23 protein-coding genes and 4 tRNA genes are annotated in these 22,450 nt (G+C 61.3%); 12 read left to right on the top strand and 15 right to left on the bottom strand.

Going from position 1 to position 22,450, the window contains the following annotated elements:
- Positions 1–28: 28 nt before the first annotated feature.
- The 10 genes from PSH73_RS17535 to PSH73_RS17490 all read right to left on the bottom strand — a co-directional run bounded on the left by PSH73_RS17535 (position 29) and on the right by PSH73_RS17490 (position 7,874).
- Complete coding sequence (locus PSH73_RS17535) at positions 29–559, bottom strand: AAA family ATPase (RefSeq protein ID WP_057438580.1); 531 nt, start codon at positions 557–559, stop codon at positions 29–31.
- Between the two features lie 65 nt (positions 560–624).
- Positions 625–1,251 carry a glutathione S-transferase family protein gene (locus PSH73_RS17530; RefSeq protein ID WP_057438581.1) on the bottom strand — a complete coding sequence of 209 codons (627 nt, stop codon included), beginning with the start codon at positions 1,249–1,251 and terminating at the stop codon, positions 625–627.
- Positions 1,252–1,319: 68 nt separating this feature from the next.
- On the bottom strand, positions 1,320–1,487 hold the full coding sequence (locus tag PSH73_RS17525; RefSeq protein WP_081044286.1) for a DUF2986 domain-containing protein: 168 nt from the start codon (positions 1,485–1,487) through the stop codon (positions 1,320–1,322).
- Positions 1,488–1,579: 92 nt separating this feature from the next.
- Positions 1,580–2,947, bottom strand: coding sequence for an ATP-binding protein (locus PSH73_RS17520; protein ID WP_169990199.1), 1,368 nt, complete (start codon positions 2,945–2,947; stop codon positions 1,580–1,582).
- Positions 2,944–3,606 carry a response regulator gene (locus tag PSH73_RS17515; RefSeq protein ID WP_057438583.1) on the bottom strand — a complete coding sequence of 221 codons (663 nt, stop codon included), beginning with the start codon at positions 3,604–3,606 and terminating at the stop codon, positions 2,944–2,946. Before PSH73_RS17515 ends, PSH73_RS17520 begins: the two co-directional genes overlap by 4 nt.
- 11 nt (positions 3,607–3,617) lie before the next feature.
- Entirely contained in the window at positions 3,618–4,262 is a 645-nt protein-coding gene (locus PSH73_RS17510; protein WP_057960197.1) for a tetratricopeptide repeat protein, read from the bottom strand.
- Positions 4,259–5,068 (bottom strand): SDR family oxidoreductase, encoded by an 810-nt coding sequence (locus PSH73_RS17505; RefSeq protein ID WP_120733639.1) that lies wholly within the window; start codon positions 5,066–5,068, stop codon positions 4,259–4,261. The genes PSH73_RS17510 and PSH73_RS17505 overlap by 4 nt, the downstream gene beginning before the upstream one ends.
- Positions 5,055–5,729, bottom strand: a complete 675-nt coding sequence (locus PSH73_RS17500) for a TenA family transcriptional regulator (protein ID WP_057438586.1) — start codon at positions 5,727–5,729, stop codon at positions 5,055–5,057. Before PSH73_RS17500 ends, PSH73_RS17505 begins: the two co-directional genes overlap by 14 nt.
- Positions 5,726–7,207: an AMP-binding protein gene (locus PSH73_RS17495; RefSeq protein WP_305461093.1), complete on the bottom strand. Its 1,482-nt coding sequence runs from the start codon at positions 7,205–7,207 to the stop codon at positions 5,726–5,728. The genes PSH73_RS17500 and PSH73_RS17495 overlap by 4 nt, the downstream gene beginning before the upstream one ends.
- Entirely contained in the window at positions 7,197–7,874 is a 678-nt protein-coding gene (locus PSH73_RS17490) for a thermostable hemolysin (RefSeq protein ID WP_305461091.1), read from the bottom strand. The genes PSH73_RS17495 and PSH73_RS17490 overlap by 11 nt, the downstream gene beginning before the upstream one ends.
- Positions 7,875–8,074: 200 nt before the next feature.
- On the opposite strand from PSH73_RS17490, the gene PSH73_RS17485 reads away from it, so the two are divergent.
- Both PSH73_RS17485 and PSH73_RS17480 read left to right on the top strand, forming a co-directional pair.
- A complete protein-coding gene (locus tag PSH73_RS17485; RefSeq protein ID WP_305461089.1) occupies positions 8,075–8,620 on the top strand; it encodes a cytochrome b in 546 nt (181 codons plus the stop codon).
- 245 nt (positions 8,621–8,865) lie between these two features.
- Positions 8,866–9,099, top strand: a complete 234-nt coding sequence (locus tag PSH73_RS17480) for a hypothetical protein (RefSeq protein ID WP_057438590.1) — start codon at positions 8,866–8,868, stop codon at positions 9,097–9,099.
- Between the two features lie 46 nt (positions 9,100–9,145).
- Here PSH73_RS17480 and chrA read toward each other — a convergent pair whose 3' ends face one another.
- Positions 9,146–10,354, bottom strand: a complete 1,209-nt coding sequence (gene chrA / locus PSH73_RS17475; protein ID WP_169960213.1) for a chromate efflux transporter — start codon at positions 10,352–10,354, stop codon at positions 9,146–9,148.
- Between the two features lie 196 nt (positions 10,355–10,550).
- Here chrA and PSH73_RS17470 point away from each other — a divergent pair, with 196 nt between their 5' ends.
- The gene (locus PSH73_RS17470) at positions 10,551–10,991 is read left to right on the top strand and encodes a TspO/MBR family protein (protein ID WP_305461086.1); all 441 of its coding nucleotides are present in this window, start codon (positions 10,551–10,553) and stop codon (positions 10,989–10,991) included.
- Positions 10,992–11,045: 54 nt separating this feature from the next.
- Here the strand turns inward: PSH73_RS17470 and PSH73_RS17465 are convergent, their stop codons facing one another.
- Positions 11,046–11,924, bottom strand: coding sequence for a sensor domain-containing diguanylate cyclase (locus tag PSH73_RS17465; RefSeq protein WP_198818276.1), 879 nt, complete (start codon positions 11,922–11,924; stop codon positions 11,046–11,048).
- 82 nt (positions 11,925–12,006) lie between these two features.
- Positions 12,007–13,398 (bottom strand): aldehyde dehydrogenase family protein, encoded by a 1,392-nt coding sequence (locus PSH73_RS17460; protein ID WP_305461084.1) that lies wholly within the window; start codon positions 13,396–13,398, stop codon positions 12,007–12,009.
- A gap of 104 nt (positions 13,399–13,502) precedes the next feature.
- Here PSH73_RS17460 and PSH73_RS17455 point away from each other — a divergent pair, with 104 nt between their 5' ends.
- The gene (locus tag PSH73_RS17455; protein ID WP_057438593.1) at positions 13,503–14,369 is read left to right on the top strand and encodes a LysR family transcriptional regulator; all 867 of its coding nucleotides are present in this window, start codon (positions 13,503–13,505) and stop codon (positions 14,367–14,369) included.
- An 11-nt stretch (positions 14,370–14,380) separates the two neighbouring features.
- Here the strand turns inward: PSH73_RS17455 and PSH73_RS17450 are convergent, their stop codons facing one another.
- A complete protein-coding gene (locus PSH73_RS17450; protein WP_057438594.1) occupies positions 14,381–14,590 on the bottom strand; it encodes a hypothetical protein in 210 nt (69 codons plus the stop codon).
- Positions 14,591–14,851: 261 nt separating this feature from the next.
- Entirely contained in the window at positions 14,852–16,048 is a 1,197-nt protein-coding gene (locus tag PSH73_RS17445) for an amino acid aminotransferase (protein ID WP_057960189.1), read from the bottom strand.
- Positions 16,049–16,391: 343 nt separating this feature from the next.
- On the opposite strand from PSH73_RS17445, the gene uvrB reads away from it, so the two are divergent.
- From uvrB to PSH73_RS17405, 8 genes are all read left to right on the top strand, one after another.
- Positions 16,392–18,407 (top strand): excinuclease ABC subunit UvrB, encoded by a 2,016-nt coding sequence (gene uvrB, locus PSH73_RS17440; RefSeq protein WP_057960188.1) that lies wholly within the window; start codon positions 16,392–16,394, stop codon positions 18,405–18,407.
- Between the two features lie 286 nt (positions 18,408–18,693).
- Positions 18,694–20,175 carry a glutamate--tRNA ligase gene (gene gltX / locus PSH73_RS17435; RefSeq protein WP_057960187.1) on the top strand — a complete coding sequence of 494 codons (1,482 nt, stop codon included), beginning with the start codon at positions 18,694–18,696 and terminating at the stop codon, positions 20,173–20,175.
- A 147-nt stretch (positions 20,176–20,322) separates the two neighbouring features.
- A tRNA-Ala gene (locus tag PSH73_RS17430) sits at positions 20,323–20,398 on the top strand.
- Between the two features lie 77 nt (positions 20,399–20,475).
- Positions 20,476–20,551: transfer RNA gene (locus tag PSH73_RS17425), tRNA-Glu, on the top strand.
- A 50-nt stretch (positions 20,552–20,601) separates the two neighbouring features.
- A tRNA-Ala gene (locus PSH73_RS17420) sits at positions 20,602–20,677 on the top strand.
- Positions 20,678–20,755: 78 nt separating this feature from the next.
- Positions 20,756–20,831: transfer RNA gene (locus PSH73_RS17415), tRNA-Glu, on the top strand.
- A 181-nt stretch (positions 20,832–21,012) separates the two neighbouring features.
- Positions 21,013–21,552, top strand: coding sequence for a TetR/AcrR family transcriptional regulator (locus PSH73_RS17410; protein WP_057438596.1), 540 nt, complete (start codon positions 21,013–21,015; stop codon positions 21,550–21,552).
- Positions 21,553–21,582: 30 nt separating this feature from the next.
- The gene (locus PSH73_RS17405) at positions 21,583–22,416 is read left to right on the top strand and encodes an alpha/beta hydrolase (RefSeq protein WP_115128640.1); all 834 of its coding nucleotides are present in this window, start codon (positions 21,583–21,585) and stop codon (positions 22,414–22,416) included.
- Positions 22,417–22,450 lie beyond the last annotated feature (34 nt).

Here is a 22,450-nt window from a genome sequence, read left to right as displayed (position 1 = left end):
CCTGCACGGTGGGCCTGGGCGCACGTTATCACACGCCGATGGCAAGGCCGGGCAAGCGGTCGAGAAAATCTGCCACCTGCCGGTTACCGCGCAAATGCACTGTCGGAACATCCGGCCCCACTGCCAGGCGCATCGCCTCGATACCCGGCCGATAGCCGCGATCAAAATTCCATACAAAACTCAAAAAGGTCAGAAACTCCCGGTCGAGCTTGTCGGTACACCCCACGGGCCGATCCGCGCGAGGGCGTTTCATGGCGCTGCGTATCAGTACCCGGGTGAAACAGGTGAGTCGCGGTGTATCCAGCCAGATGATCAGGTCGGCACGGGGCAGGCGCAGGTCGAAGGTGCGTCGGGCGTAGTTGCCTTCACACACCCAGGTGTCCGACGCAACGGCTTCGCGTACCCGCGTGCGGAATTGTTCGGCGTCGGTCTCGACCCAGTTGGGTTCCCAGAACAGGGTGTCCAGGTGCACCACGGGCAGGCCGAGACGCTGGCCAAGGGCGCGGGCGAGGGTGGATTTGCCGCTGCCGGCGTTGCCCAGAATTACAATCCGTTGCATGGAGACGTCCCGAAAAAAGCCGGCAATTATGCCGGCTTTGGAAGGGCAGTCAAACGCCCGATGATTCACTGGGCAAACGCGTATTCCCCACCCTGTTCCAGCGCCTTGCGATAGGCCGGCCGGGCCTGGAACCGCTGGACCCACGCCGCGAGGTTCGGGTACGCCGGCAGCTTGCCCTGGGCCTTGGCGATTTCGCCAATGAAGCTCATCTGGATATCCGCACCGCTCAGTTCCTCACCCAGCAGGTACGGTGACTGCGCCAGGGCGTCGTTCAGGTAACCCAGGTAGTTGGCCAGTTCCGACTCGATCCGCGGATGCAACGGCGCACCGGCATCACCCAGGCGACCGACGTACAGGTTGAGCATCAGCGGCAGCATGGCCGAGCCTTCGGCAAAGTGCAGCCATTGCACGTAGGTGTCGTAGGCGGCCGTGGCCGGGTCGGGTTGCAGGCGACCCTGGCCGTGGCGGCGGATCAGGTAGTCGACAATGGCGCCGGACTCGATCACCACGCGGCTGCCATCTTCAAGCACCGGCGATTTGCCCAGTGCGTTGATCGCCTTGAGCTCTGGTGGTGCGAGGTTGGTTTTTGGGTCGCGCTGGTAGCGCTTGAGCGCGTAGGGCAGGCCGAGTTCTTCGAGCAGCCAGAGAATGCGCTGCGAGCGTGAGTTGTTGAGGTGGTGAACAATCATCATGGGAAGCTCCGCCGGGCGAGTGTGGGTGTCTGATAGCAGACTGTTGCGCCGGCGTAGAGTGCCCTGAATCAGTTGGGCGTGTCAGGGGAAGTTGTCGGGTCCTGAGGCGGCTGCGCTTCCAGCTTCAAGCGGTCGGCCTTGCTGATGTACTTGTCTTTGCTTTTGGGGGCCAGTTTGGCACTGGCCTTTTTGGCGTTGGCTTTTAATAACTGATTGATCTTTTTACGACGGTTCATGCGGTTTACTCGGCGCGTTGATCTTTCGATGATATCAGCTCAGCAGTCGGGCGAGTGGGCTTGGCCAAATGCTTTTACGGGCATGCACCGACCTAAAGCCGGGCAAACTCAAAGGTTGCCCGTAAACCACCCGATGGCCGGTTTTCCAAGCGGACCTGTCCACCCAGGCGATTTGCGATGGATTGCACGATGGTCAGGCCCAGGCCTGCGCCGTGGTCATTGCCACGGCTGTAGAAGCGCTCAAACAGTCGATCACGTTCTGCTTCATCAATGCCCGGCCCCTGGTCTTCGACACTCAACTCGTAGTGATCGTGGTGTTTGGCCAGCCCGACGGTGATGAGCCCTCCAGGCGGGGAAAAGTTTGCCGCATTGCTCACCAAATTGTTCAAGGCAATCTGGATGATCCCGGTGTCGACTTTGACCAGGCCGACTTCTTCGACAGGGTCGAACACCAGCTCAAGTTCCTTGCTCAAGAGCCAGGGTGTCATCTGCACCAGACTGTCCCGGACTGTCGCCACCAGATCTGTTTTTGGCGCCTCAAGGGCGGAGGTGCGGGGTTCAATACGGGCCATCGTCAGTAGTTGATTGACCAGTCGGGTAGTACGGTCGACACCTGCCATGAGGTGCTCAAGGGACGCGCGTCGATCATCCTCGCTAGCGGCGTCCTTCAGGTTTTCTGCGTGAACTTTAAGCACCGCCAACGGTGTGCGCATCTCATGGGCGGCGTCGGCGATAAAACGCCGCTCGCGTCCCATGACCTCCTGGATTTGTGCGAGCACGCGGTTAAGGGCCGCCTGCATGGGCTCCAGTTCAGTGGGCAATGGATTCAAGTGCAAGGGTTCAAGCGAGCCTGGATGCCGCGCACGCAGGGTTTGCGCCATGTTGACCAGGGGTTTCAAGCCCCAGCCAATCGCCAGCCAGATCACTGCGGCAAGCAGCACGCAGCCAATCAGATTGGGCAACACCGTATGGCGGACAATCCGATTCACCAGATCGTCACGCACGTCGTCACGCTCGCCCACCCAAATCTTCAAATTATATTGCGCATCCTCCAAGACAAACGCGCGCCATGCTCGGTTGTTGACGTCCGTGATGGCGCTGAAACCGGCCTTGCTCGGTGGTGAGGTAAACGCGGGTGCGCTGGCGGTGTGAACCAGCAACGTGCCGTCCGAGTTCCAGACCTGGAACGCGATCTTGCTTTCATACGGATGGCCATCGACCTTAGGCACGGCAAGCCCCAGCGCTTGATTGAACGCCTGGTACAGCTCTGCTTGCTCCTTACTGGCCATTGGCATGCGCATCACGCCTTGCAACAGACGCGCGTTTTGCGCCAGTTGGGCGTCGTAGACCTCGTCAATTTCATGATTGCTGTCATGCAGGTTGACGGCGGTCATGATCAGTAGACCGAGGAACAGCAGGCCAAGAATCAAGGTGAGCGTGCGCTGGCGAATGGAGGTCATGGGCGTTCGTCCACCAGATAGCCGACACCACGGATGGTTCGGATCAACTGGCTGGAAAACTTCTTGCGCAGGTGATGGATATGCACCTCCAGCGTGTTGCTTTCCGCCTCCTCGCTCCAGCCGTAGAGTATCTGCATCAGTTGATCGCGGGTCATGACCCGGCCAGGAGGGGAAAGCAGTTCATGGAGTAACTGATACTCCTTGGGGGTCAAGGCCACGGGCTCGCCCAGATAGCTGACTTGCTGGGTACCGGGGTTCAGGCTGATGCCCGCGTGCTCAATCACCATCTGGGCCCGGCCAGCGCTGCGTCGCAACAAGGCCCGTATCCGGGCTTTGAGTTCTGCGAGGGCGAACGGTTTTATCAGGTAGTCATCCGCTCCGGCATCCAGGCCGGCGATACGGTCCTCGGTGGCGTCCCGGGCCGTGAGGATCAGGACCGGCAGGTTGGAGCCACTGTCACGCAGGCGACGCAGGACGTCGAGCCCGTCCATTCGTGGCAGACCGAGGTCGAGCACGGCCAGATCAAACGTTTCGCTGAGCAGTGCGTGCAAACCGCTGCTGCCGTCCTGCAACCAGTCGACGGTGTAGCCCTCGCGCGTAAGGGCCTGGTGAATACCTTCGCCCAGGCCCATGTCATCCTCGATCAGTAGTAAGCGCACACGGACTCCTGTCAGTCGAGTTTCTGGTTCACGTGCTGCAGTAACGCTTCGATTTCCGTGCGGCGCCCGGCGTCAGCGGTTTCACGGCCTGGCCTCGGGGCTGCCTGCAGGGCTTTTTGTAGCGCCTGTCTGGCTTGGGGGTAGCGTTTTTGACGGTAAAGGTGATCGCCCCAGAAGTACAGACTATCAATGCCGTCTGGGTTCAGTTGCAATGCTTGCTCGAGCAATTGTTGTGCTTTGTCCGAATCGCCGAAACCAATAGGCCAGCCCGGTACCCGATCATACAGCGCGGCGAGGCTGGTGTAGGCCGAGCCTTGCAAGGCTTTGGGGTCCAGGGAGAGGGCTTTTTCCAGGTCGATCTTCGCCTCCTTGACCTTGCTCAACGCGCCGAGCCCACCCTGGGCGCCAGCCCAACTGCTGGTGACGATACCGGACCAGATCCAGGCCTCGGCGACGGATTGGCGATCCTGGGTAAACGCGCTGGCTTGGGTGGCGAGTTGCTCGAACTTCGCCGCGCGCTGGTCGGCGGGTAATTCGTATTGAATATGCGCCCAGCGCTGCTGGATGTCGTTGAGGCGTTGCTGGTCAGCGGCGTCCAGGGCCCAGACGGCCGGGCTCAACGCGCCGAGTAATAGCAAGCAGAGGGTGTTTTTCATGGATTGAGGTCCTCGTTGTCAGTCTTTTGGCTCAGGCGACGGATCAGGGGTAGGTGCTTGCGCAAGCTTCGGTCAATCAGGTTGGGCAGCAGGCTGTTGAGGCGTACAAAAAACCGTTCCGGCCAGCCCAGGTACAACTCGCGATGGTCACCGGCAATGGCGCGGATCACGGCCGAGGCCACGGTTTGAGGGTCGTCGACATTCGCGTTGAGGGCGTCGTTGAGCGCCTGCGCGGCCGGACTGTTCATGGGGGTGCTGGTGGCGCGTGGCGCGACATACAACACACCCACGCGGGTGTCTGACAGCTCACGGCGCAAGGCTTCGGAAAATCCACGCAAGGCAAATTTGCTTGCGCAGTAGCTGGCGTAGCCGGGGTAGCCAATCGAGCCATAGGTGGAGCCAACGTTGACGACCATCGCGCTGCTGGCCTGCTTGAGCAGTGGCAGGAGGATTTTCGTCAGGCAGATAGGCGCGCTGATGTTGACTGCCAGCATGGCGTTGATATCGCTGTCCTCGAGCTGCTCCAGCATGGCGAAGTGATTGACCCCGGCGGCGTTGATCAGCAGGTTGATACCGCCCATTGCCTGCGCAGCGGTCAGCACCTTGCGACGGTCTGCCAGGAACGTCAGGTCGGCGCCAATCCAGAACACCTGCTGTGGATAGCGCTCGAGCACCGGCGCCAACGACTCGCGGTGGCGGGCGACGGCCAGCACCTGGGCGCCGTTGGCGCACAGTGCGTCAGCAATCGCCGCGCCAATGCCGCCGCTGGCGCCGGTCAAGACCACGCGAGCCTCAGACAGGCGCATGCAGGCTCTCCCCGTCACGCGGCAAGCCACGGAACATGTCGGTGTAGAGTTTGTAGACCACTTTGGAGGCATGAATGACCGCCGCCTGATCACTCGGGTCCTGCAGTTTGTCCATCAGTCGGCGGTAAGTCTGCATGTGCCCGATATCCAGGGAACCGTGGGAGCTGAGGTAGCTGAAGGCGGTTTCCGGCAGCTCAAGGCGATCGCGAATGGCCCCGGCGGCGTGGGTGGCAAGGGCGATGCTGGTGCCTTCGAGGACGTTGACCATGCCAAACAGACCTACCGGGTTATCCCGGGCGATCAGGTCGTAGAGGAAACTGGTCATCAACTCGATGGGCAGGGACGGATGACCGTCGCGTACCGCCTCTTTGTCGCCGCCACAGGCCTGGATGTCGTTGAGCACCCATTTTTCATGGCCGTATTCTTCTTCGATGTACTCACAGACTGCTTCACGCAGCCATTCCAGGCGCGTCGGCAGGCGCGCGCCACAGGCCATCATCAACGGCACAGTGTGGCGTACGTGGTAGTACGCCTGGGTCAGAAACGCCCGATAGCTCTCCAGGCTGACCTTGCCCTCAAGGGCATCGCGGATGACCGGTAGGGTGAACAGCTCGTTGCGTTCTGCTTGAGTGGCGATTTGCAGGGTGTCGAAAAAACTCATGATGCGGATACCTCGGAAGGGGTCGATACAGTCAATTGCGCCTGGTAACGCTCAACAATGGCGTCGCGGCGCGGCCTGCCATTGGCGGTCAGCAGACCATTCGCGGGCGTGAACGGTTGAGGCAGCCGGGTCCAGTGATGGACCTGGGCGTATTGGGGCAGGGCCTCGTTGGCCTGGGCCACCGCGGCCGCCAGTTCGTCATCGGTGCAATCGGGGCGATGGGGCCACAGCAGCGCATGGTTGCTTGGCATGGCTTCGCCGTAGACGAAGGCCTGGGCAATATGCCGGCGTTGGGTCAGTTCGGCCTCGACCCATTCCGGATTCACGTTGCGCCCGAAGCTGGTGACAAATTGATGCTTTTTGCGCCCCTTGAGATAGAGGAAACCGTCGGCGTCAAATTCGCCCAGATCGCCGCTGGACCACCATTGATCGACGCCAGCGGGCTCGCCCAAATAACCGAGCAAGGTAGAACCCTTGATCAGCACTTCACCATCTTCAGCCAGACGTACCTCTACGTGAGGCAGGGGTTTGCCGACACTGCCGGGACGATGGGCCTCGGGGTGGTTGAGGCACACCACCGACGCACACTCCGACAGGCCGTAGCCTTCGTAGACACGCATGCCGAGGGTGTGCGCACGGTGCAGCAGTTCTTCTGAAACCCGCGCACCGCCCACGGCGGCAAAACGCAGGGTTTGAGGATTGAAGGCTTTTTGTTCGCCAGCGTTGACCAGCAGCAGGAGAAGCTGCGGCACCAGAATCAGGCTTTCGGGGGCGCGAGCGGCCAGGCAGCCGAGCAATTGCGGGACGTCGACGCCGCTGGCCCCTTGAATCCCCAACACGCTCTGGCTTGGCAGGCTCAGGGTGACGCCGGCATAAAGGGCGGCATAACAACCGATATTTTCCAACAGGATTGCCAGGGGCAGCACCGCGAGGTGGTGCCGTGGATCGTTGGGTTGGCTGGCCTGATACAGCTCGCGGGCAACCCTCAAAATACTCTCGGCGCTCAGGCACACGCCTTTGGGGGTACCGGTGGTTCCCGAGGTAAACGTCAGTTTGGCGGTGTGTTCGGGTAAGCCGGACGCACCGCTGAGGTTTTTGCGCCAGAACTCGCCGGTTTTCTCGAAACCGGCGGTTTGCAGTTCTGCCTCCAGTTGCGGTTCGGCAATCACCAGCTCTGCCTGGCTTTGTTCCAGGCAATGCTTGCGTTGAGCCGGGGTGAAAAACGGCGGCAGCGTCAGGCACGTCAACCCTTCGAACAGCGTGGCCAGATCCCAGAGCATCGCTTCGACGCCATTGTCCAGCGCCAGCGCGACCACCTTGATGCCCTCATCGCGCAGTCGCTGTTGGCGATAGTTAAGCTCGGCGTACAGGGTGGCGTAGTCCAGCTTCAACTGATCGCCCCACAGGGCGGTGGTGTGTGGCGTGCATTCAGCGTGGCTGCGCAGGATCTCCTTGAAACGCTCCATTTCAGGCGACATAAGTGGCCTCCTCAAGCGATGTGGGCAACCCCAGGCGGTTGAACACGCCGATATTGCGTAGATGGACAAAGCCTGCGCGGATGTTGCCTACATGCACCCAGGGCTTGCTGTCGTAATAGCTGCCCCAACTGTGGCGGTCAGCGCCCAGCCGCTCGGGGTCGGCGGCGCAAAGCGTCAGCGGTTTTAATCCCAGGCGATGGAAGCTGTTGACCAGCCCGATATTGCCGGTAAAGGCCACCCATTCCAGGCCGCCCGTGGCCAGCAGATAAGTGAGGGTAATGATGCTCAGGCGTGCGCTGCCGTTGTCACTGGCCGCCAGATTGCCCACCTCGACGATGCCGGTGCGCTCGACGGTGCGCTCGGCTGCCGTGCCGATCAGCGCTTCAATCGACGCGTCCAGATACCGCTCCAGAAACAAGGGTTCAGTCTTGGCCAGACGCACACCGGCGACGGCGCAAAGTTCGCCAGACGCGCTACTTACGCCAAACAGTTCCGGCATGAAATGACGAATGTCAGCACCATGTGCCTGGCGAAAACGTTGCTGGACAAAGGTTTCGAACACCGCGCGCAGCGTGTCGCCGGGCAAGGCCCTGAGCAGATTCATCTGCGAGGACTCGGCTTGGCCGAAGTGAAGCGGTAAAGAGAGGTGCCAGTCGAAATGGGCCATTGGATAACGTCTCCCCAGTAGGTTTGGGCAGAGTATCGAGGGCATTTCTTAACGGAGTCTGAAGGTCGCAACAGACGGGCTGGCGCTTCTTCAGATTGTATTAAGGCTGGGCGGGCAGGGTGGCGTGGTTCGATCAGGCGTTAAACCGGATCGAGGTCGGGCGAATGACTCGCTCGCCAGAATGACTGCAGAGGCCCAGCATGACCCGAGACTCATCCACCCAACGTTATGGAAAACTGTCGATTGCATTGCACTGGCTGATGCTGGGGCTGTTTGTCGGTGTCTATGCCAGCATCGAAATCAAAGGCCTGCTACCCCGTGGGGGCACCATGAGAAGCCTATTCCTGGGGCTGCACGGGCTTTTGGGGGCAAGCATTTTTCTTCTGGTCTGGGTGCGTCTGCTTGGGCGCCTGACTCCCCGGCCACCCATAACGCCTGCCTTGCCTGCGTGGCAGACCGGCGCTTCGCACCTGATGCATCTGGCATTGTATGGGCTGATGATTGCGACCCCGCTGCTGGCCTGGCTGATGTTGTCGGCGGCAGGCAAACCGATGCCTTACTTCGGGTTTTTTCTGCCGTCACTTGTGTCGGTCGATCCGGACCTGGCAAAGCAGTTCAAGCATTGGCACGAGTTGCTTGGCAGTAGCGGTTACTGGCTGATCGGTTTGCATGCGGCGGCAGGTTTGTTCCATCACTACTGGGTTCGGGAAAACACCCTGGCGCGGATCCTGCCTAAACGCTTCTGAATGGAGCTTGAGAGTCGAGCGAGCCGTCGAGCCCGGGTTCGGCGGCGTTCCCTCTTGTTCTCAGAGGCTGGGATGGCAAGTGCTGCACCGATGTGGTCGCGAAATCAGCCCTTTTTTGCCCATCCCGGTCTACCATGCCCCTCCGGCAGTGGTTCCTCGCGCTATCGGCCCCCAGCCATCAAGGTATCGCACATGACCTCGTTAACCCGCAACACACCGTCCCCAGCCTCATTCGAGGTGCCGCAATGAGCATTGACCAGATCAGCCTGCCCAAAGGCGTAGGCCCACATGCCATCAAGTTGCTGGAAGCGATCACTGGCGCCAGCACGCCTGAAGACCTGAATCGCGCAGGCGGCAAAGCCGAAGGTTTTGTCCTAGGCCTGGAGTCCACCAAAGCCATCAAAAGCCAAATCGCCGAGTCGTTGTATGTGGCTTACGACGACGCTGCCAGCCATCGTGCGGCTGAGTTGAAGGGCTAGTAGCTGCACGCCCCGGCTGTCGAGCAGGGCGTGGTGGCTGGGTTGTCTACACGATCAGACTCAATAACCAGCCCGCTGCGCCGCTGCCTGCAACCACGAGCCATGGCGGCAGTTTGCAGAACATCAGCGCCACCAGGGCGATCAGTGCCAGGCCGAAGTCTTGTGCGGTGAATATCGCGTTGGTCCACACCGGTTGGTACAGCGCCGCCAGTAATAAACCCACCACCGCGGCGTTCACGCCGGCCAGTGCGGCCTGTGCGCGTGTGTTTTGGCGCAGGCTTTGCCAAAAGGGCAGGGCGGCGAAGATCAAGAGAAACGACGGCGTGAAGATAGCCAGCAGGCAGATCACGCCGCCGAGCCAGCCGGTGGGGGCTGGGTTCATTGCGGCGCCGAGGAACGCGGCGAAGGTAAACAAGGGCCCGGGCACGGCTTGGGCCGCGCCGTAGCCGGCGAGGAACACGTCGTTGCTCACCCATTGCGGCGGCACTACTTCGGCTTGCAGTAGGGGCAGTACCACGTGGCCGCCGCCGAACACCAGCGAGCCGCTGCGGTAGAACGCGTCTAGCAGCGCCAGGCTCTGGTTGGGCAGCGTCTGGGCGAGGAGCGGCAGGCCCACCAGCAGGATCAAGAACAGCGCCAACCACATCACTCCCGCGCGGCGGCGGATGGGGATGGCGAGTGCTTCGTGGGTGGCGTTGGGGACGGGGCTGAACAGCAGCAGGCCGACGACGCCTGCGCCGGCAATCACCGCGACCTGGCCCCAGGCCGACGGTATCAACAGGGTAATGACGGCGGCCATCAGCATCAGGAGCATGCGCCCCCCGCTATGGCACAGGTTGCGCGCCATGCCCCACACGGCTTGGGCGACGACCGCCACGGCGACGACTTTGAGGCCATGCAGCGCGCCGTTCGGTATGGCCGAGCTATGCTGGGTCAGGCCCAGGGCGAACAGGATCAAGAGCACGGCGGACGGCAAGGTAAACCCGGCCCAGGCCGCCAGTGCGCCGCTGTAGCCTGCCCGTGACAAACCCAGGGCGATGCCCACCTGGCTGCTGGCCGGGCCGGGGAGAAACTGGCAGAGCGCGACCAGGTCTGCATAGCTGCGCTCGCTCAGCCAGCGCCGCCGCGTGACGAATTCATCGCGAAAGTAGCCGAGGTGGGCGACAGGTCCGCCGAAGGAGGTCAGACCCAGGCGCAGGAAAATCAGGAAAACCGACCAGGGACTGCTGCGGTGATCAGCGGGGACGTTGGCCAAGCGCTCGATTCTCTAAGGAATGGGAAGAATCAACGCACCCTAAACCTTTTATATGACGTGAAAAAGGTGCGGGCTACGCGAAAATCGGTCAATCAAGCGGATTCGTTTCGGCGCCGATTGAATTTATGGCCGCAAGGTTGGGTCATTTGAGACGTTACGGTGCCAACTGCGTGCGCCATCCATATAGGGACCGACCATGACGTTCTTCATCTTCCTGCTCGCCTGCGCCACCGCTGCCAGCACCGGCATCATGTTCAAGCCCGGCGCCTGGTATCAATCCCTGGTCAAACCGCGCTTCATCCCACCCAATTGGTTGTTTCCGGTGGCCTGGACGATCATCTACCTGCTACTCGCCTGGGCCGGTTACCGCCTGAGCCTGATCCCCGGCAGTCAGACAGTGCTGGCCCTGTGGGCGGCGCAGATTGCCTTGAATACGCTGTGGACCCCGGTGTCCTTCGGCGCGCATCGGATTCTTGCGGGGATGCTGATTATCACGCTGCTCTGGCTCACCGTGGCGGCGATGGTGGTGCTGGCGGTGCGCCTGGACCTGATCACCGGGTTGATCCTGTTCCCGTACCTGGCGTGGCTGAGTGTCGCGGCGGCGTTGAATTTCTCGATCCTGCGCAATAACCGTTGATGGCCTACACGCGTTGGCCTGCCAGTAAGCCCGAACCGGCACAACTGCGCCGCTTCAACAAATAGCTCGCTTGGCGGCCGCGCGGTGGAGTTTCTTCAGCCGGTACATATCACCATCGGCATGGCTGAGCAGCGTATCGGCATTGTCCCCGTCAGCCGGGTAACGGGCTACGCCGATGCTGCACGATGGCATTGTCACCGGGCCAAACTCAGGGCCCAGCGGTTCGGCCATGATGGCAAGGATCTGCTGTACCTTCTCGGCCACCGCCTCTTCTGAATGAAGATCGGTCAACAGCACGGTGAATTCATCCCCACCCATACGCGCTACTGTGTCGGTGTCCCGCACACAGCCTTCCAGGCGTCGTGCAATGGCACACAGCACGCGGTCGCCGGCGGCATGCCCATGCACATCGTTGATGCCCTTGAAATCATTGATATCCAGGAACAGCAGCGCCAGTGTGCTGTTCTGGCGGCGCGCGTTGCGCAACGCGGAGTCCAGCCGATCATTGAACAACGAGCGATTGGTCAGGGCGGTCAGTGGGTCGTGGTGGGCGAGAAAGCGCAGTTCCTCCTCGGCCTGGGTGAGGGCGGTGATGTCCCGCGCCACGCCGATCCGGGCGCCCACATCCTCGGACCAGAATGCCGCCCACAGGATATGCACGACACTGCCATCCTTGCGCAGATAGCGGTTGCGGAAATCGACGTGGGGCTGGCCGTTCATCACCCGGATGATCGAGGCTCGGGTGGCCGCCAGGTCTTCAGGGTGCATATAGTCGGTGATCAAGTTGCCGGTCAACTCGTCGGCACGGTAGCCGAGCAGCGTCTCGCAGGCATCGCTGACAAATGCGATCTGATTGTCCCTGTCGACCACGAAAACCGTATCCAGCATCAGATGGATCAGTTTGGGGTAGAGCGCTTGCAGGTCAACGGGCATAGGTCAGTGCAGTCCGGTTCAAATATCGGCCTGATCATATCCCGAACCTGCAGGCTGGCAATGAGCAATCTTGACTATCGGCCTACCGCCGATCTATCCATACCGTCTGCGCATTGCAGAATTCCCGCACGCCGAAATGTGACAGTTCGCGGCCAAACCCACTCTTTTTCACCCCGCCAAACGCCACCCGAGGATCGGACACGCTGTAGGCGTTGATAAAGACCCCGCCGGTTTCCAGCTGGTTGGCGATCTCGCGTGCCTTGGCTGGGTCGCGGGTGAAGAGGCTGGCAGTGAGGCCGAACTCGCTGTCGTTGGCCAGGGCCACGGCATGCTCGGCGTCGCGGGCGCTGATGATCGAGGCGACGGGGCCGAACAGTTCCTGTCTGAACGAGGTCATCTGGTCGGTGACGTTGGCCAGGACGGTGGGGGCGTAATAGTTGCCCGCGCCTTCAATAGGATGGCCGCCCAGCAGCAGGGTGGCGCCTTCGGCCAGGGTCGCCTGGACTTGTGCGTGCAGCTCGTCACGCAGGTCGAAGCGGGCCATGGGGCCAATGTAGGTGTCGCTCGACGTCGGGTCGCCCATCACCAGTTGGCGGCTGGCTTCAAGGAATCTGGCGGTGAACGCCTCGACCACGCCTTGCTCGATGATCAGGCGCTTGGCGGCGGCGCAGACCTGGCCGGAGTTCTGGAAGCGGCCGATCACCGCCGCTTGCACGGCGGCGTCGAGGTCGGCGTCGTTGAGCACGATAAAGGGGTCGGAGCCGCCCAGTTCCAGTACGCACTTTTTCAGCGCGGCGCCGGCTTGCGAGCCGATGGCGATGCCCGCGCGCACGCTGCCGGTCAGGGTCACGGCGGCGATGCGTGGGTCGGCGATGGCCTTGGACACGCCGTCGGGGGTGACGTTGATCACTTCGAACAGGCCATCGGCGAAGCCGGCTTTGTGGAAGGCCTGTTGCATCAGGTAGGCGCTGCCCATCACGTTGGGCGCGTGCTTGAGCACGTAGGTATTGCCGCTGAGCATGGTCGGCACGGCGCCGCGCAGCACTTGCCACACCGGGAAATTCCACGGCATTACCGCGAGGATCGGGCCCAAGGGGCGATATTCGATCTGGGCGCTGCCGTTGTCCACCAGGGTCGGTTCCGGGGCGAGCATGGCCGGGCCGTGGACGGCGTACCACTCGGCCAGCAAGGCGCATTTCTCGATTTCGCCACGGGCCTGGGCGATGGGCTTGCCCATTTCCAGGGTGATCATTTGCGCCATTTCTTCGGCTTGTTCACGCAGGGCGCCGGCCAGGGCCAGGAGCATTTCGGCGCGCTGTGCCACTGGCGTATGGCGACCCTTGTGAAAGGCGGTGCTGGCGCGAGTGAGGGCGGCATCCAGTTGCGCGGCGGATTCGTACGGGTAGCTGCCGACGGTTTCGCCATTGGCGGGGTTGATCGACAAGGCATGGGTCTGGTGAGTGATAGCGTTCATGGCACCGTCCTGCGCAGTGTTGGAGAAGGTGCCCAGCGTACGGGGCTGTATCTTTTCCGGGAACTGAATAATATTAAGCAATACGTTCACGATTGGAGAATGACTTGGATCTGGTGCAGTTGGAGATTTTCAAGGCCGTGGCCGAGCAAGGCAGCATCAGCGCCGCCGCACAGCTGATTCATCGGGTGCCATCGAACCTGACCACCCGTATCAAGCAATTGGAGCAGGACCTGGGTGTCGAGCTGTTTATCCGTGAGAAAAGTCGACTGCGCCTGTCGCCTGCCGGCTGGAATTTCCTCGGTTATGCACGGCGCATCCTTGACCTGGTGCAAGAGGCCCGCGCCACCGTGGCGGGTGAGGAGCCCCAGGGCCCCTTCGCCCTGGGCTCGCTGGAAAGCACCGCCGCCGTGCGAATCCCGGCATTGCTGGCGGCCTACAACCAGAAACACGCCAAGGTCGAACTGGACCTGACCACTGGGCCCTCGGGCACGATGATCGAAGGCGTGTTATCGGGGCGACTGGCGGCGGCGTTTGTCGATGGCCCGGTGTTGCACCCGACCCTGGAGGGAGTGGCGGTGTTTGAGGAGGAGATGGTGGTGATTGCGCCCTTGCATCACGCGCCGATCAGCCGTGGGCAGGATGTGAACGGTGAGAACATCTATACCTTTCGCTCCAACTGCTCATACCGGCACCACTTTGAGCGCTGGTTTTCCCAGGACGGCGCTATGCCGGGGAAGATTTTCGAGATGGAGTCGTACCACGGCATGCTCGCCTGTGTCAGCGCCGGCGCCGGGCTGGCGCTGATGCCGCGCAGCATGTTGGAGAGCATGCCGGGGTTTACCACGGTCAGCGTATGGCCGTTGGCCGATGAGTTCCGCCTGCTCAACACCTGGCTGATCTGGCGTCGGGGCACGGTGTCGCAGAGTTTGGACAGCTTTGTGCAACTGCTACAGGAACGCATTCCCCTGTAGGAATCGGCAAGCTAGCCACCAAACTGCAGGGTGCCCATCGCCAGTTTCGCCATCAGCGCCGTGGCCCCCAGTTGTACCAGCCACAGGGCCAGGCCGCCGAGGAAGACGCCCAGGGCCACTTGCAGCACCAGGCTTTTTTGCCGCTTGGCTGGGGGCGTGCGCGGGGTGAAGTGATCCAGTTCGTCGCGGTCGGCACGCAGGTCCAGGTCGTCGTTTCTCATAAGGCTCTCGCAGCAAAGGGGCAGTCGGTGTTCAGTCTAGGGGTTGGGCGCCGCAAGTGGTGAACTTGTTGTGGCGAGCGAGCTTGCTCGCGTTGGGGCGCATAGCGGCCCCTTGTTCAGGCACCGTGGTGGTCCAGTAAGTTCAGGGTGGCAGGTATTGGGGCTGCTGCGCAGCCCAACGCGAGCAAGCTCGCTCGCCACGGGGGGGCACAAATGGAAAGGGGAAGCCACTGGCTTCCCCTTCGTACCCCGCGATCAGGCTTACAGCACCTGCACAATCGCCTTGGTCACGGCAGCGATATTCGCCTGGTTCAACGCCGCCACGCAGATGCGACCGGTGTCGAGGGCGTAGATACCGAATTCGCTGCGCAGGCGGGTGACTTGCTCTACGGTCAGGCCGGAGTAGGAGAACATCCCGCGCTGGCGACCGACGAAGCTGAAGTCGTGGCCCGGAGCAGCTTTGGCCAGGTCGCTGACCATCTGCTCGCGCATGCCGCGGATGCGCAAACGCATTTCGGCCAGTTCTGCTTCCCACTGGGCGCGCAGCTCTGGGTTGTTGAGCACTGCCGCCACAATCGCCGCGCCGTGGGTCGGCGGGTTGGAGTAGTTGGTGCGGATCACGCGTTTGACCTGGGACAGGATGCGCGCGCTTTCTTCTTTCGATTCGCTGACGATGGACAGTGCGCCCACGCGCTCGCCGTACAGCGAGAACGATTTGGAGAACGAACTGGACACAAAGAAGGTCAGGCCCGACTCGGCGAACAGGCGCACGGCGGCGGCATCTTCGTCGATACCGTCGCCAAAGCCCTGGTAGGCCATGTCGAGGAACGGCACCAGGTTCTTGGCCTTGACCACTTCCAGCACGTCTTTCCAGTCGGCTGGGCTCAGGTCGACGCCGGTCGGGTTGTGGCAGCAGGCGTGCAGCACGACGATGGACTGGGCGGGCAGGGCGTTGAGGTCTTCCAGCAGGCCGGCGCGGTTCACATCGTGGGTGGCCGCGTCGTAATAACGATAGGTCTGTACCGGGAAGCCGGCTTTTTCGAACAGCGCCTGGTGGTTTTCCCAGCTTGGGTCGCTGATGGCAACTACGGCATTGGGCAGCAGTTGCTTGAGGAAGTCAGCGCCGATTTTCAGTGCGCCGGTGCCGCCAACGGCCTGGGCAGTGATCACCCGACCAGCGCTCAACAGCGGCGACTCAGTGCCGAACAGCAGCTTTTGCACGGCCAGGTCGTAGGCGGCAATGCCATCAATCGGCAAGTAGCCACGGGCGGCGTGTTGCGCCACGCGAATGGCTTCCGCTTCGGCAACGGCACGCAGGAGTGGAATCTTCCCCTCCTCGTTGCAGTAAACGCCCACGCCAAGGTTGACCTTGTCAGTACGGGTATCGGCGTTGAATGCTTCGTTGAGGCCCAGGATAGGATCGCGTGGTGCCATTTCGACAGCGGAGAACAGGCTCATTTTTGCGGCAGCTCTATGGGGGAATGGAGGGACGTGTCGCGCTCCAGCCGAATGCACTAGAGCGGTGCACAAACGGGGAGCTAGTATAGAGGCCAACACCGCTCGCGGCGACAGCCGAAATGGCTTTTCGGCCAAGTTTTTCGGTTTATTTATCGACCGTTAGTCTTATTGCAACATTGATGGCCGCAGGCATGCAGGACGATTGCCTTGAAACCCGTCACATTCGCCTCCACTTCTACAGCTATCATGGTTTTTTCCTACGGCTCGCTCTGATATTTAGCAGGCTGTGGTCTTTTTCGTCCCCGACGGGTTTACAGTCTGGGGTGACTTCAAGAGGTACGTTATGTCGGATTTCCAACTAGTCACCCGCTTTGAACCTGCTGGCGACCAGCCCGAGGCCATCCGCCTGATGGTCGAAGGCATCGAGGCTGGCCTGTCCCACCAGACCTTGCTTGGGGTGACCGGCTCCGGCAAGACCTTCAGCATTGCCAACGTGATCGCGCAGATCAACCGCCCGACCCTGGTGCTGGCACCGAACAAGACCCTCGCCGCGCAGTTGTACGGTGAATTCAAGGCGTTCTTCCCGAACAACGCGGTGGAGTACTTCGTCTCCTACTACGACTACTACCAGCCCGAAGCCTATGTGCCGTCCTCCGATACCTTTATCGAGAAGGATGCGTCGATCAACGACCATATCGAGCAGATGCGGCTGTCGGCGACCAAGGCGCTGCTGGAACGCAAGGACGCGATCATCGTCACCACCGTTTCTTGCATCTACGGCCTGGGCAGCCCGGAAACCTATTTGAAGATGGTGCTGCACGTCGATCGCGGCGACAAACTCGACCAGCGCGCCTTGCTGCGGCGCCTGGCGGATTTGCAATACACCCGCAACGATATGGACTTCGCCCGCGCGACCTTCCGCGTGCGTGGCGACGTGATCGACATCTACCCGGCAGAGTCGGACCTGGAGGCGATCCGGATCGAGCTGTTCGACGATGAAGTCGAGAGTTTGTCGGCCTTCGATCCATTGACTGGCGAAGTGATCCGCAAACTGCCGCGTTTCACGTTCTATCCAAAAAGCCACTATGTGACACCCCGTGAAACCCTTTTGGATGCCATGGAGGGGATCAAGGCCGAGCTGGCCGAGCGCCTCGAATACCTGCGCGCCAACAATAAGCTGGTGGAAGCCCAGCGTCTGGAGCAGCGCACGCGTTTTGACCTGGAGATGATCCTCGAGCTGGGCTACTGCAACGGCATCGAAAACTACTCGCGCTACCTGTCGGGGCGCGAATCCGGCGCGCCACCACCGACCCTCTACGACTACCTGCCGGCAGACGCCTTGCTGGTGATCGACGAATCCCACGTCAGCGTGCCGCAAGTCGGCGCCATGTATAAAGGCGACCGTTCGCGCAAGGAAACCCTGGTGGAGTATGGCTTCCGCCTGCCTTCGGCGCTGGATAACCGGCCGATGCGCTTTGACGAATGGGAAAGCATCAGCCCGCAGACCATCTTTGTGTCGGCCACGCCGGGCAACTACGAGGCCGAGCATGCTGGCCGGGTGATCGAGCAACTGGTGCGTCCCACCGGCCTGGTCGACCCGCAAATCGAGATCCGCCCGGCCCTGACCCAGGTCGATGACTTGCTGTCGGAGATCACCAAGCGCGTGGCCCTGGAAGAACGGGTGCTGGTCACCACGCTGACCAAGCGCATGTCCGAAGACCTTACCGATTACCTCGCCGACCACGGCGTGCGCGTGCGTTACCTGCACTCGGACATCGACACGGTGGAGCGCGTGGAGATCATCCGCGACCTGCGCCTGGGCACGTTCGATGTGCTGGTGGGCATCAACCTGCTGCGTGAAGGCCTGGACATGCCCGAGGTGTCGCTGGTGGCGATCCTGGACGCGGACAAGGAGGGTTTCCTGCGCTCCGAACGCTCGCTGATCCAGACCATTGGCCGTGCGGCACGTAACCTCAATGGCCGGGCGATTTTGTATGCCGACCGCATCACCGGCTCCATGGAGCGGGCCATCGGCGAGACCGAGCGCCGCCGCGACAAGCAGATTGCGTTCAACCTGGCCAATGGCATCACCCCCAAGGGCGTGTTCAAGGACGTGGCCGACATTATGGAAGGCGCCACCGTACCGGGCTCGCGCAGCAAGAAGCGCAAAGGCATGGCCAAGGCTGCCGAGGAAAACGCCAAGTACGAAAACGAACTGCGCTCGCCGAGCGAAATCACCAAGCGTATCCGCCAACTGGAAGAGAAGATGTACCAGCTGGCGCGGGACCTGGAGTTTGAAGCGGCGGCGCAGATGCGCGATGAGATTGGCAAGTTGCGCGAGCGGTTGCTGACGGTCTGAAGTTGCGTTGATGGGGCGGGCCTCATCGCAGGCAAGCCAGCTCCCACATGTGCAATGCATTTCAACATGTGGGTGGCTTGCCTGCGATGGCGGCGCAGTGTCGGTTACGAAAGGCAATGGAATATAGCCAGCTAACGATCTGCCAAATAGCTATCTCGCGGTTGCAGCCCCAACCTTGGTTTATATGCCCTTTGTTGATCGGCCCACGCTGGAGCCGGGGGGCTTGGGGCTGTTACCATTCGCCCCTTGTTTTATTTTCAGCTTTATTGCCCATTCGAGACCCGCCATGACCACCGTCCGCACGCGCATCGCGCCATCGCCTACTGGGGATCCCCACGTCGGTACTGCCTACATCGCCTTGTTCAACTACTGCTTTGCCAAGCAGCACGGCGGTGAATTCATCTTGCGGATCGAAGACACGGACCAAGTGCGTTCGACCCGTGAGTCGGAACAGCAGATTTTCGATGCCCTGCGCTGGTTGGGCATTACCTGGGCTGAAGGCCCGGATGTCGGCGGCCCACATGGCCCGTATCGCCAGAGCGAGCGCAGCGACATCTATAAAAAGTACACCCAGCAACTGGTCGACATGGGCCATGCCTTCCCGTGCTTCTGCACCGCCGAAGAACTGGACCAGATGCGCGCCGAGCAACAGGCTCGCGGCGAAACCCCGCGCTACGATGGCCGCGCACTGCTGCTGTCGAAAGAAGAAGTGGCCCAGCGCCTGGCTGCCGGTGAACCTCACGTCATCCGTATGAAAGTGCCGAGCGAAGGCGTGTGCGTGGTGCCAGACATGTTGCGCGGCGATGTGGAGATCCCGTGGGACCGCATGGACATGCAGGTGCTGATGAAGACCGACGGCCTGCCGACGTACTTCCTGGCCAATGTGGTCGATGACCACCTGATGGGCATCACCCACGTGCTGCGTGGCGAAGAGTGGCTGCCATCGGCGCCCAAGTTGATCCTGCTTTACGAATACTTCGGCTGGGAACAGCCGCAGCTGTGCTACATGCCGCTGCTGCGTAACCCGGACAAGAGCAAGCTGTCCAAACGCAAGAACCCGACCTCGGTGACCTTCTACGAGCGCATGGGCTTTATGCCTGAAGCGATGCTCAACTATCTGGGCCGCATGGGCTGGTCGATGCCGGACGAGCGCGAGAAGTTCTCGCTGCAGGAAATGGTCGATAACTTCGACCTGTCCCGCGTCTCCCTGGGCGGGCCGATCTTCGATATCGAGAAGCTGTCGTGGCTCAATGGCCAATGGCTGCGTGACCTGCCGGTGGAAGAATTCGCCAGCCGTGTGCAGCAGTGGGCGTTGAACCCCGAGTACATGATGAAGATTGCCCCGCTGGTGCAGGGCAGGGTGGAGACGTTCAGCCAGGTCGCTCCGCTGGCCAGTTTCTTCTTTGCCGGGGGCGTGAACCCGGATGCCAAGCTGTTCGAGTCGAAGAAGCTCTCGGCCGACCAGGTTCGTCAGTTGATGCAGTTGATCCTGTGGAAGCTTGAAAGCCTGCGCCAGTGGGAGAAGGACGCCATCACCGCAACCATCCAGGCGGTGGTCGAGTCCCTGGAGTTGAAACTGCGCGATGCCATGCCGCTGATGTTTGCCGCGATTACCGGGCAGGCCAGTTCGGTGTCGGTACTTGATGCGATGGAAATCCTCGGTCCTGACCTGACCCGCTTCCGTCTGCGCCAAGCCCTTGATTTGCTGGGCGGTGTGTCGAAGAAAGAAAACAAGGAATGGGAAAAGCTGCTGGGTGCTATCGCCTAGTTAAGCGCTGGTAAGGTCAAAACCCCGGCTTTCCGGGGTTTTGACGGTAAGTGATTGTTATCCCGGCAAAAAACTTTGAAAATTGTTGAAAATAAATTTGACAGCCTTTCAAAGCGCCATTAAGATTCGCCCCGTCCTCACCGATGAGGGGCTATAGCTCAGCTGGGAGAGCGCTTGCATGGCATGCAAGAGGTCAACGGTTCGATCCCGTTTAGCTCCACCAATTTACAGGTTCAAGGTCTGGCCACACCGTCCTTGAATTGATCAGGCCTAGCTTGATCAGGTTGTACAGAAGGTTTTGTCCCCTTCGTCTAGTGGCCTAGGACACCGCCCTTTCACGGCGGTAACAGGGGTTCGAGTCCCCTAGGGGACGCCAGTTTCAACAAGCAGCTCGCAAGGTCTGCTGCGCCGCGAGGCGAAAAATCCGGGGCTATAGCTCAGCTGGGAGAGCGCTTGCATGGCATGCAAGAGGTCAACGGTTCGATCCCGTTTAGCTCCACCAATTTACAGGTTCAAGGTCTGGCCACACCGTCCTTGAACTGATCAGTCTCAGCCTGATCATGTTGTATAGAAGGTTTGTGTCCCCTTCGTCTAGTGGCCTAGGACACCGCCCTTTCACGGCGGTAACAGGGGTTCGAGTCCCCTAGGGGACGCCACGATTACCCGCTCTGCGGGATTTATAAGGGTCATTCGATTATTGAATGGCCCTTTTGTTTGTCTGGCGTTTGGGTTTTCTCCCTCCCTCTACAAAAATCTCTTCTGACCAGCGGTCGAATTCAGCGCTTGCTAAAAAGTATTATGAAGATAATATTTTAACCGTAATATTCGGAGGCCGTCATGAGCGATAAAAAAGCGCAAACCCGTGAACGTATTCTGCAAGCCGCCAGCTCCGCGCTGATTCAGCGTGGCCCGGCCGAACCGAGTGTGGGTGAGGTCATGGGGGCCGCGGGCCTGACCGTTGGCGGCTTCTACGCCCACTTTGAAAGCAAGGACGCCTTGATGCTGGAGGCGTTCGAGCAACTGCTGGCGCGGCGCCGGGCGTCTATCGAAGATATGGACCCCAGCCTGACAGGCGAAGAGCGCCGCGCCCTGGTGGCGGCGTTCTACCTGTCGCGCAAGCACCGTGATTCTACCGCCCAGGCCTGCCCGATCCCGGCCACGGTGGGCGAGATGAGCCGCTTGCCGGATGAGTTTCGCGATGTGCTGAGCCAGCACGTCGAGCTGATGGCTGCGCAACTGGCTGCCAGCCCGGAAGACACCGACAAAGCCCTGGCCGACATGGCCTTGATGATTGGCGGCCTGGCATTGGCCCGGGCCCTGGGGCCGGGCGAATTGTCGGATCGTGTATTGCGCGCCTCCAAGTCGGCAGTGCGCTGAACAAGGCTTGTGAGCCTGGGGAGTGAAGGGATGAGCACCTTGAACTGGATTCGCCGTGTCAACGGCACCGTGGGCAGGCTGGCGCCGCAAACCATCGCCAACCAGATGCGTCGCGCCTTCATGACGCCTCGGGATCTGCCGCCCCGTGCGTGGGAATTGCCGCTGCTGGCGCAGGCCGAGCGCATCACCTTGCGTTTTGGCCTGTCGGCGCTGCGTTGGGGTCAGGGCCCGGCGGTGCTGATGATGCACGGCTGGGAAGGGCGCCCAACCCAGTTCGCCAGCTTGATCGACGCATTGGTGGGCGCCGGTTATTCGGTGATTGCCCTCGACGGCCCGGCCCATGGTCGCTCGCCAGGCCGTGAGGCCCACGTGGTGCTGTTTGCCCGGGCGATGCTGGAAGCGGCCGCTGAGTTACCGCCGCTGCACGCGGTGGTCGGTCACTCCATGGGTGGCGCCAGTGCGATGCTGGCCATCCAATTGGGCCTGCGCACCAATGCGTTGGTGAGCATTGCGGCCCCTTCCCGTTTGCTCGATGTATTGCGCGGCTTTGCCTCGGTGGTCGGCATGCCGGAGCGGGCGCGTGCAGCGTTTATCCAGGAGGTCGAGTACGCCCTGGGCATCCCGCTCAAACACCTGGATGTGGCCCACTATCAAATGAATATCCCAGGGCTGATCGTGCATGCCGAAGACGACACCTTCGTCCCGGTCAAGGCCTCACAGATGATCCACGAGGCCTGGTTCGACAGCCGCCTGTTGCGCCTGGAGCAAGGCGGGCATCAGAAGGTCCTGGCCGACCCGCGAGTGGTCGAAGGCGTGCTGGCGCTGCTGGCCGGCTGCCGTGAACCGGCGCGGCAAACCGCTTGAGCCAAGCGATGGGTTACACTGCTGCCCGCCGACA

Source organism: Pseudomonas sp. FP2294, from assembly GCF_030687625.1.
In the GTDB taxonomy this organism is placed as follows: Bacteria; Pseudomonadota; Gammaproteobacteria; order Pseudomonadales; family Pseudomonadaceae; genus Aquipseudomonas; species Aquipseudomonas shahriarae.
Note: the sequence above shows the minus strand (reverse complement) of the source record. Positions and strands in the feature narration are given on the sequence as shown.

Coding starts and splice junctions, on each gene's coding strand:
- gltX (WP_057960187.1), top strand. CDS start 18,694: ATGACCACCGTCCGCACGCGCATCGCGCCATCGCCTACTGGGGATCCC.
- PSH73_RS17410 (WP_057438596.1), top strand. CDS start 21,013: ATGAGCGATAAAAAAGCGCAAACCCGTGAACGTATTCTGCAAGCCGCC.
- PSH73_RS17485 (WP_305461089.1), top strand. CDS start 8,075: ATGACCCGAGACTCATCCACCCAACGTTATGGAAAACTGTCGATTGCA.
- uvrB (WP_057960188.1), top strand. CDS start 16,392: ATGTCGGATTTCCAACTAGTCACCCGCTTTGAACCTGCTGGCGACCAG.
- PSH73_RS17490 (WP_305461091.1), bottom strand. CDS start 7,874: ATGGCCCATTTCGACTGGCACCTCTCTTTACCGCTTCACTTCGGCCAA.
- PSH73_RS17500 (WP_057438586.1), bottom strand. CDS start 5,729: ATGAGTTTTTTCGACACCCTGCAAATCGCCACTCAAGCAGAACGCAAC.
- PSH73_RS17495 (WP_305461093.1), bottom strand. CDS start 7,207: ATGTCGCCTGAAATGGAGCGTTTCAAGGAGATCCTGCGCAGCCACGCT.
- PSH73_RS17510 (WP_057960197.1), bottom strand. CDS start 4,262: ATGAAAAACACCCTCTGCTTGCTATTACTCGGCGCGTTGAGCCCGGCC.
- PSH73_RS17480 (WP_057438590.1), top strand. CDS start 8,866: ATGAGCATTGACCAGATCAGCCTGCCCAAAGGCGTAGGCCCACATGCC.
- PSH73_RS17445 (WP_057960189.1), bottom strand. CDS start 16,048: ATGAGCCTGTTCTCCGCTGTCGAAATGGCACCACGCGATCCTATCCTG.
- PSH73_RS17450 (WP_057438594.1), bottom strand. CDS start 14,590: ATGAGAAACGACGACCTGGACCTGCGTGCCGACCGCGACGAACTGGAT.
- PSH73_RS17525 (WP_081044286.1), bottom strand. CDS start 1,487: ATGAACCGTCGTAAAAAGATCAATCAGTTATTAAAAGCCAACGCCAAA.
- PSH73_RS17530 (WP_057438581.1), bottom strand. CDS start 1,251: ATGATGATTGTTCACCACCTCAACAACTCACGCTCGCAGCGCATTCTC.
- PSH73_RS17505 (WP_120733639.1), bottom strand. CDS start 5,068: ATGCGCCTGTCTGAGGCTCGCGTGGTCTTGACCGGCGCCAGCGGCGGC.
- PSH73_RS17465 (WP_198818276.1), bottom strand. CDS start 11,924: ATGCCCGTTGACCTGCAAGCGCTCTACCCCAAACTGATCCATCTGATG.
- PSH73_RS17535 (WP_057438580.1), bottom strand. CDS start 559: ATGCAACGGATTGTAATTCTGGGCAACGCCGGCAGCGGCAAATCCACC.
- PSH73_RS17460 (WP_305461084.1), bottom strand. CDS start 13,398: ATGAACGCTATCACTCACCAGACCCATGCCTTGTCGATCAACCCCGCC.
- PSH73_RS17405 (WP_115128640.1), top strand. CDS start 21,583: ATGAGCACCTTGAACTGGATTCGCCGTGTCAACGGCACCGTGGGCAGG.
- PSH73_RS17520 (WP_169990199.1), bottom strand. CDS start 2,947: ATGACCTCCATTCGCCAGCGCACGCTCACCTTGATTCTTGGCCTGCTG.
- PSH73_RS17470 (WP_305461086.1), top strand. CDS start 10,551: ATGACGTTCTTCATCTTCCTGCTCGCCTGCGCCACCGCTGCCAGCACC.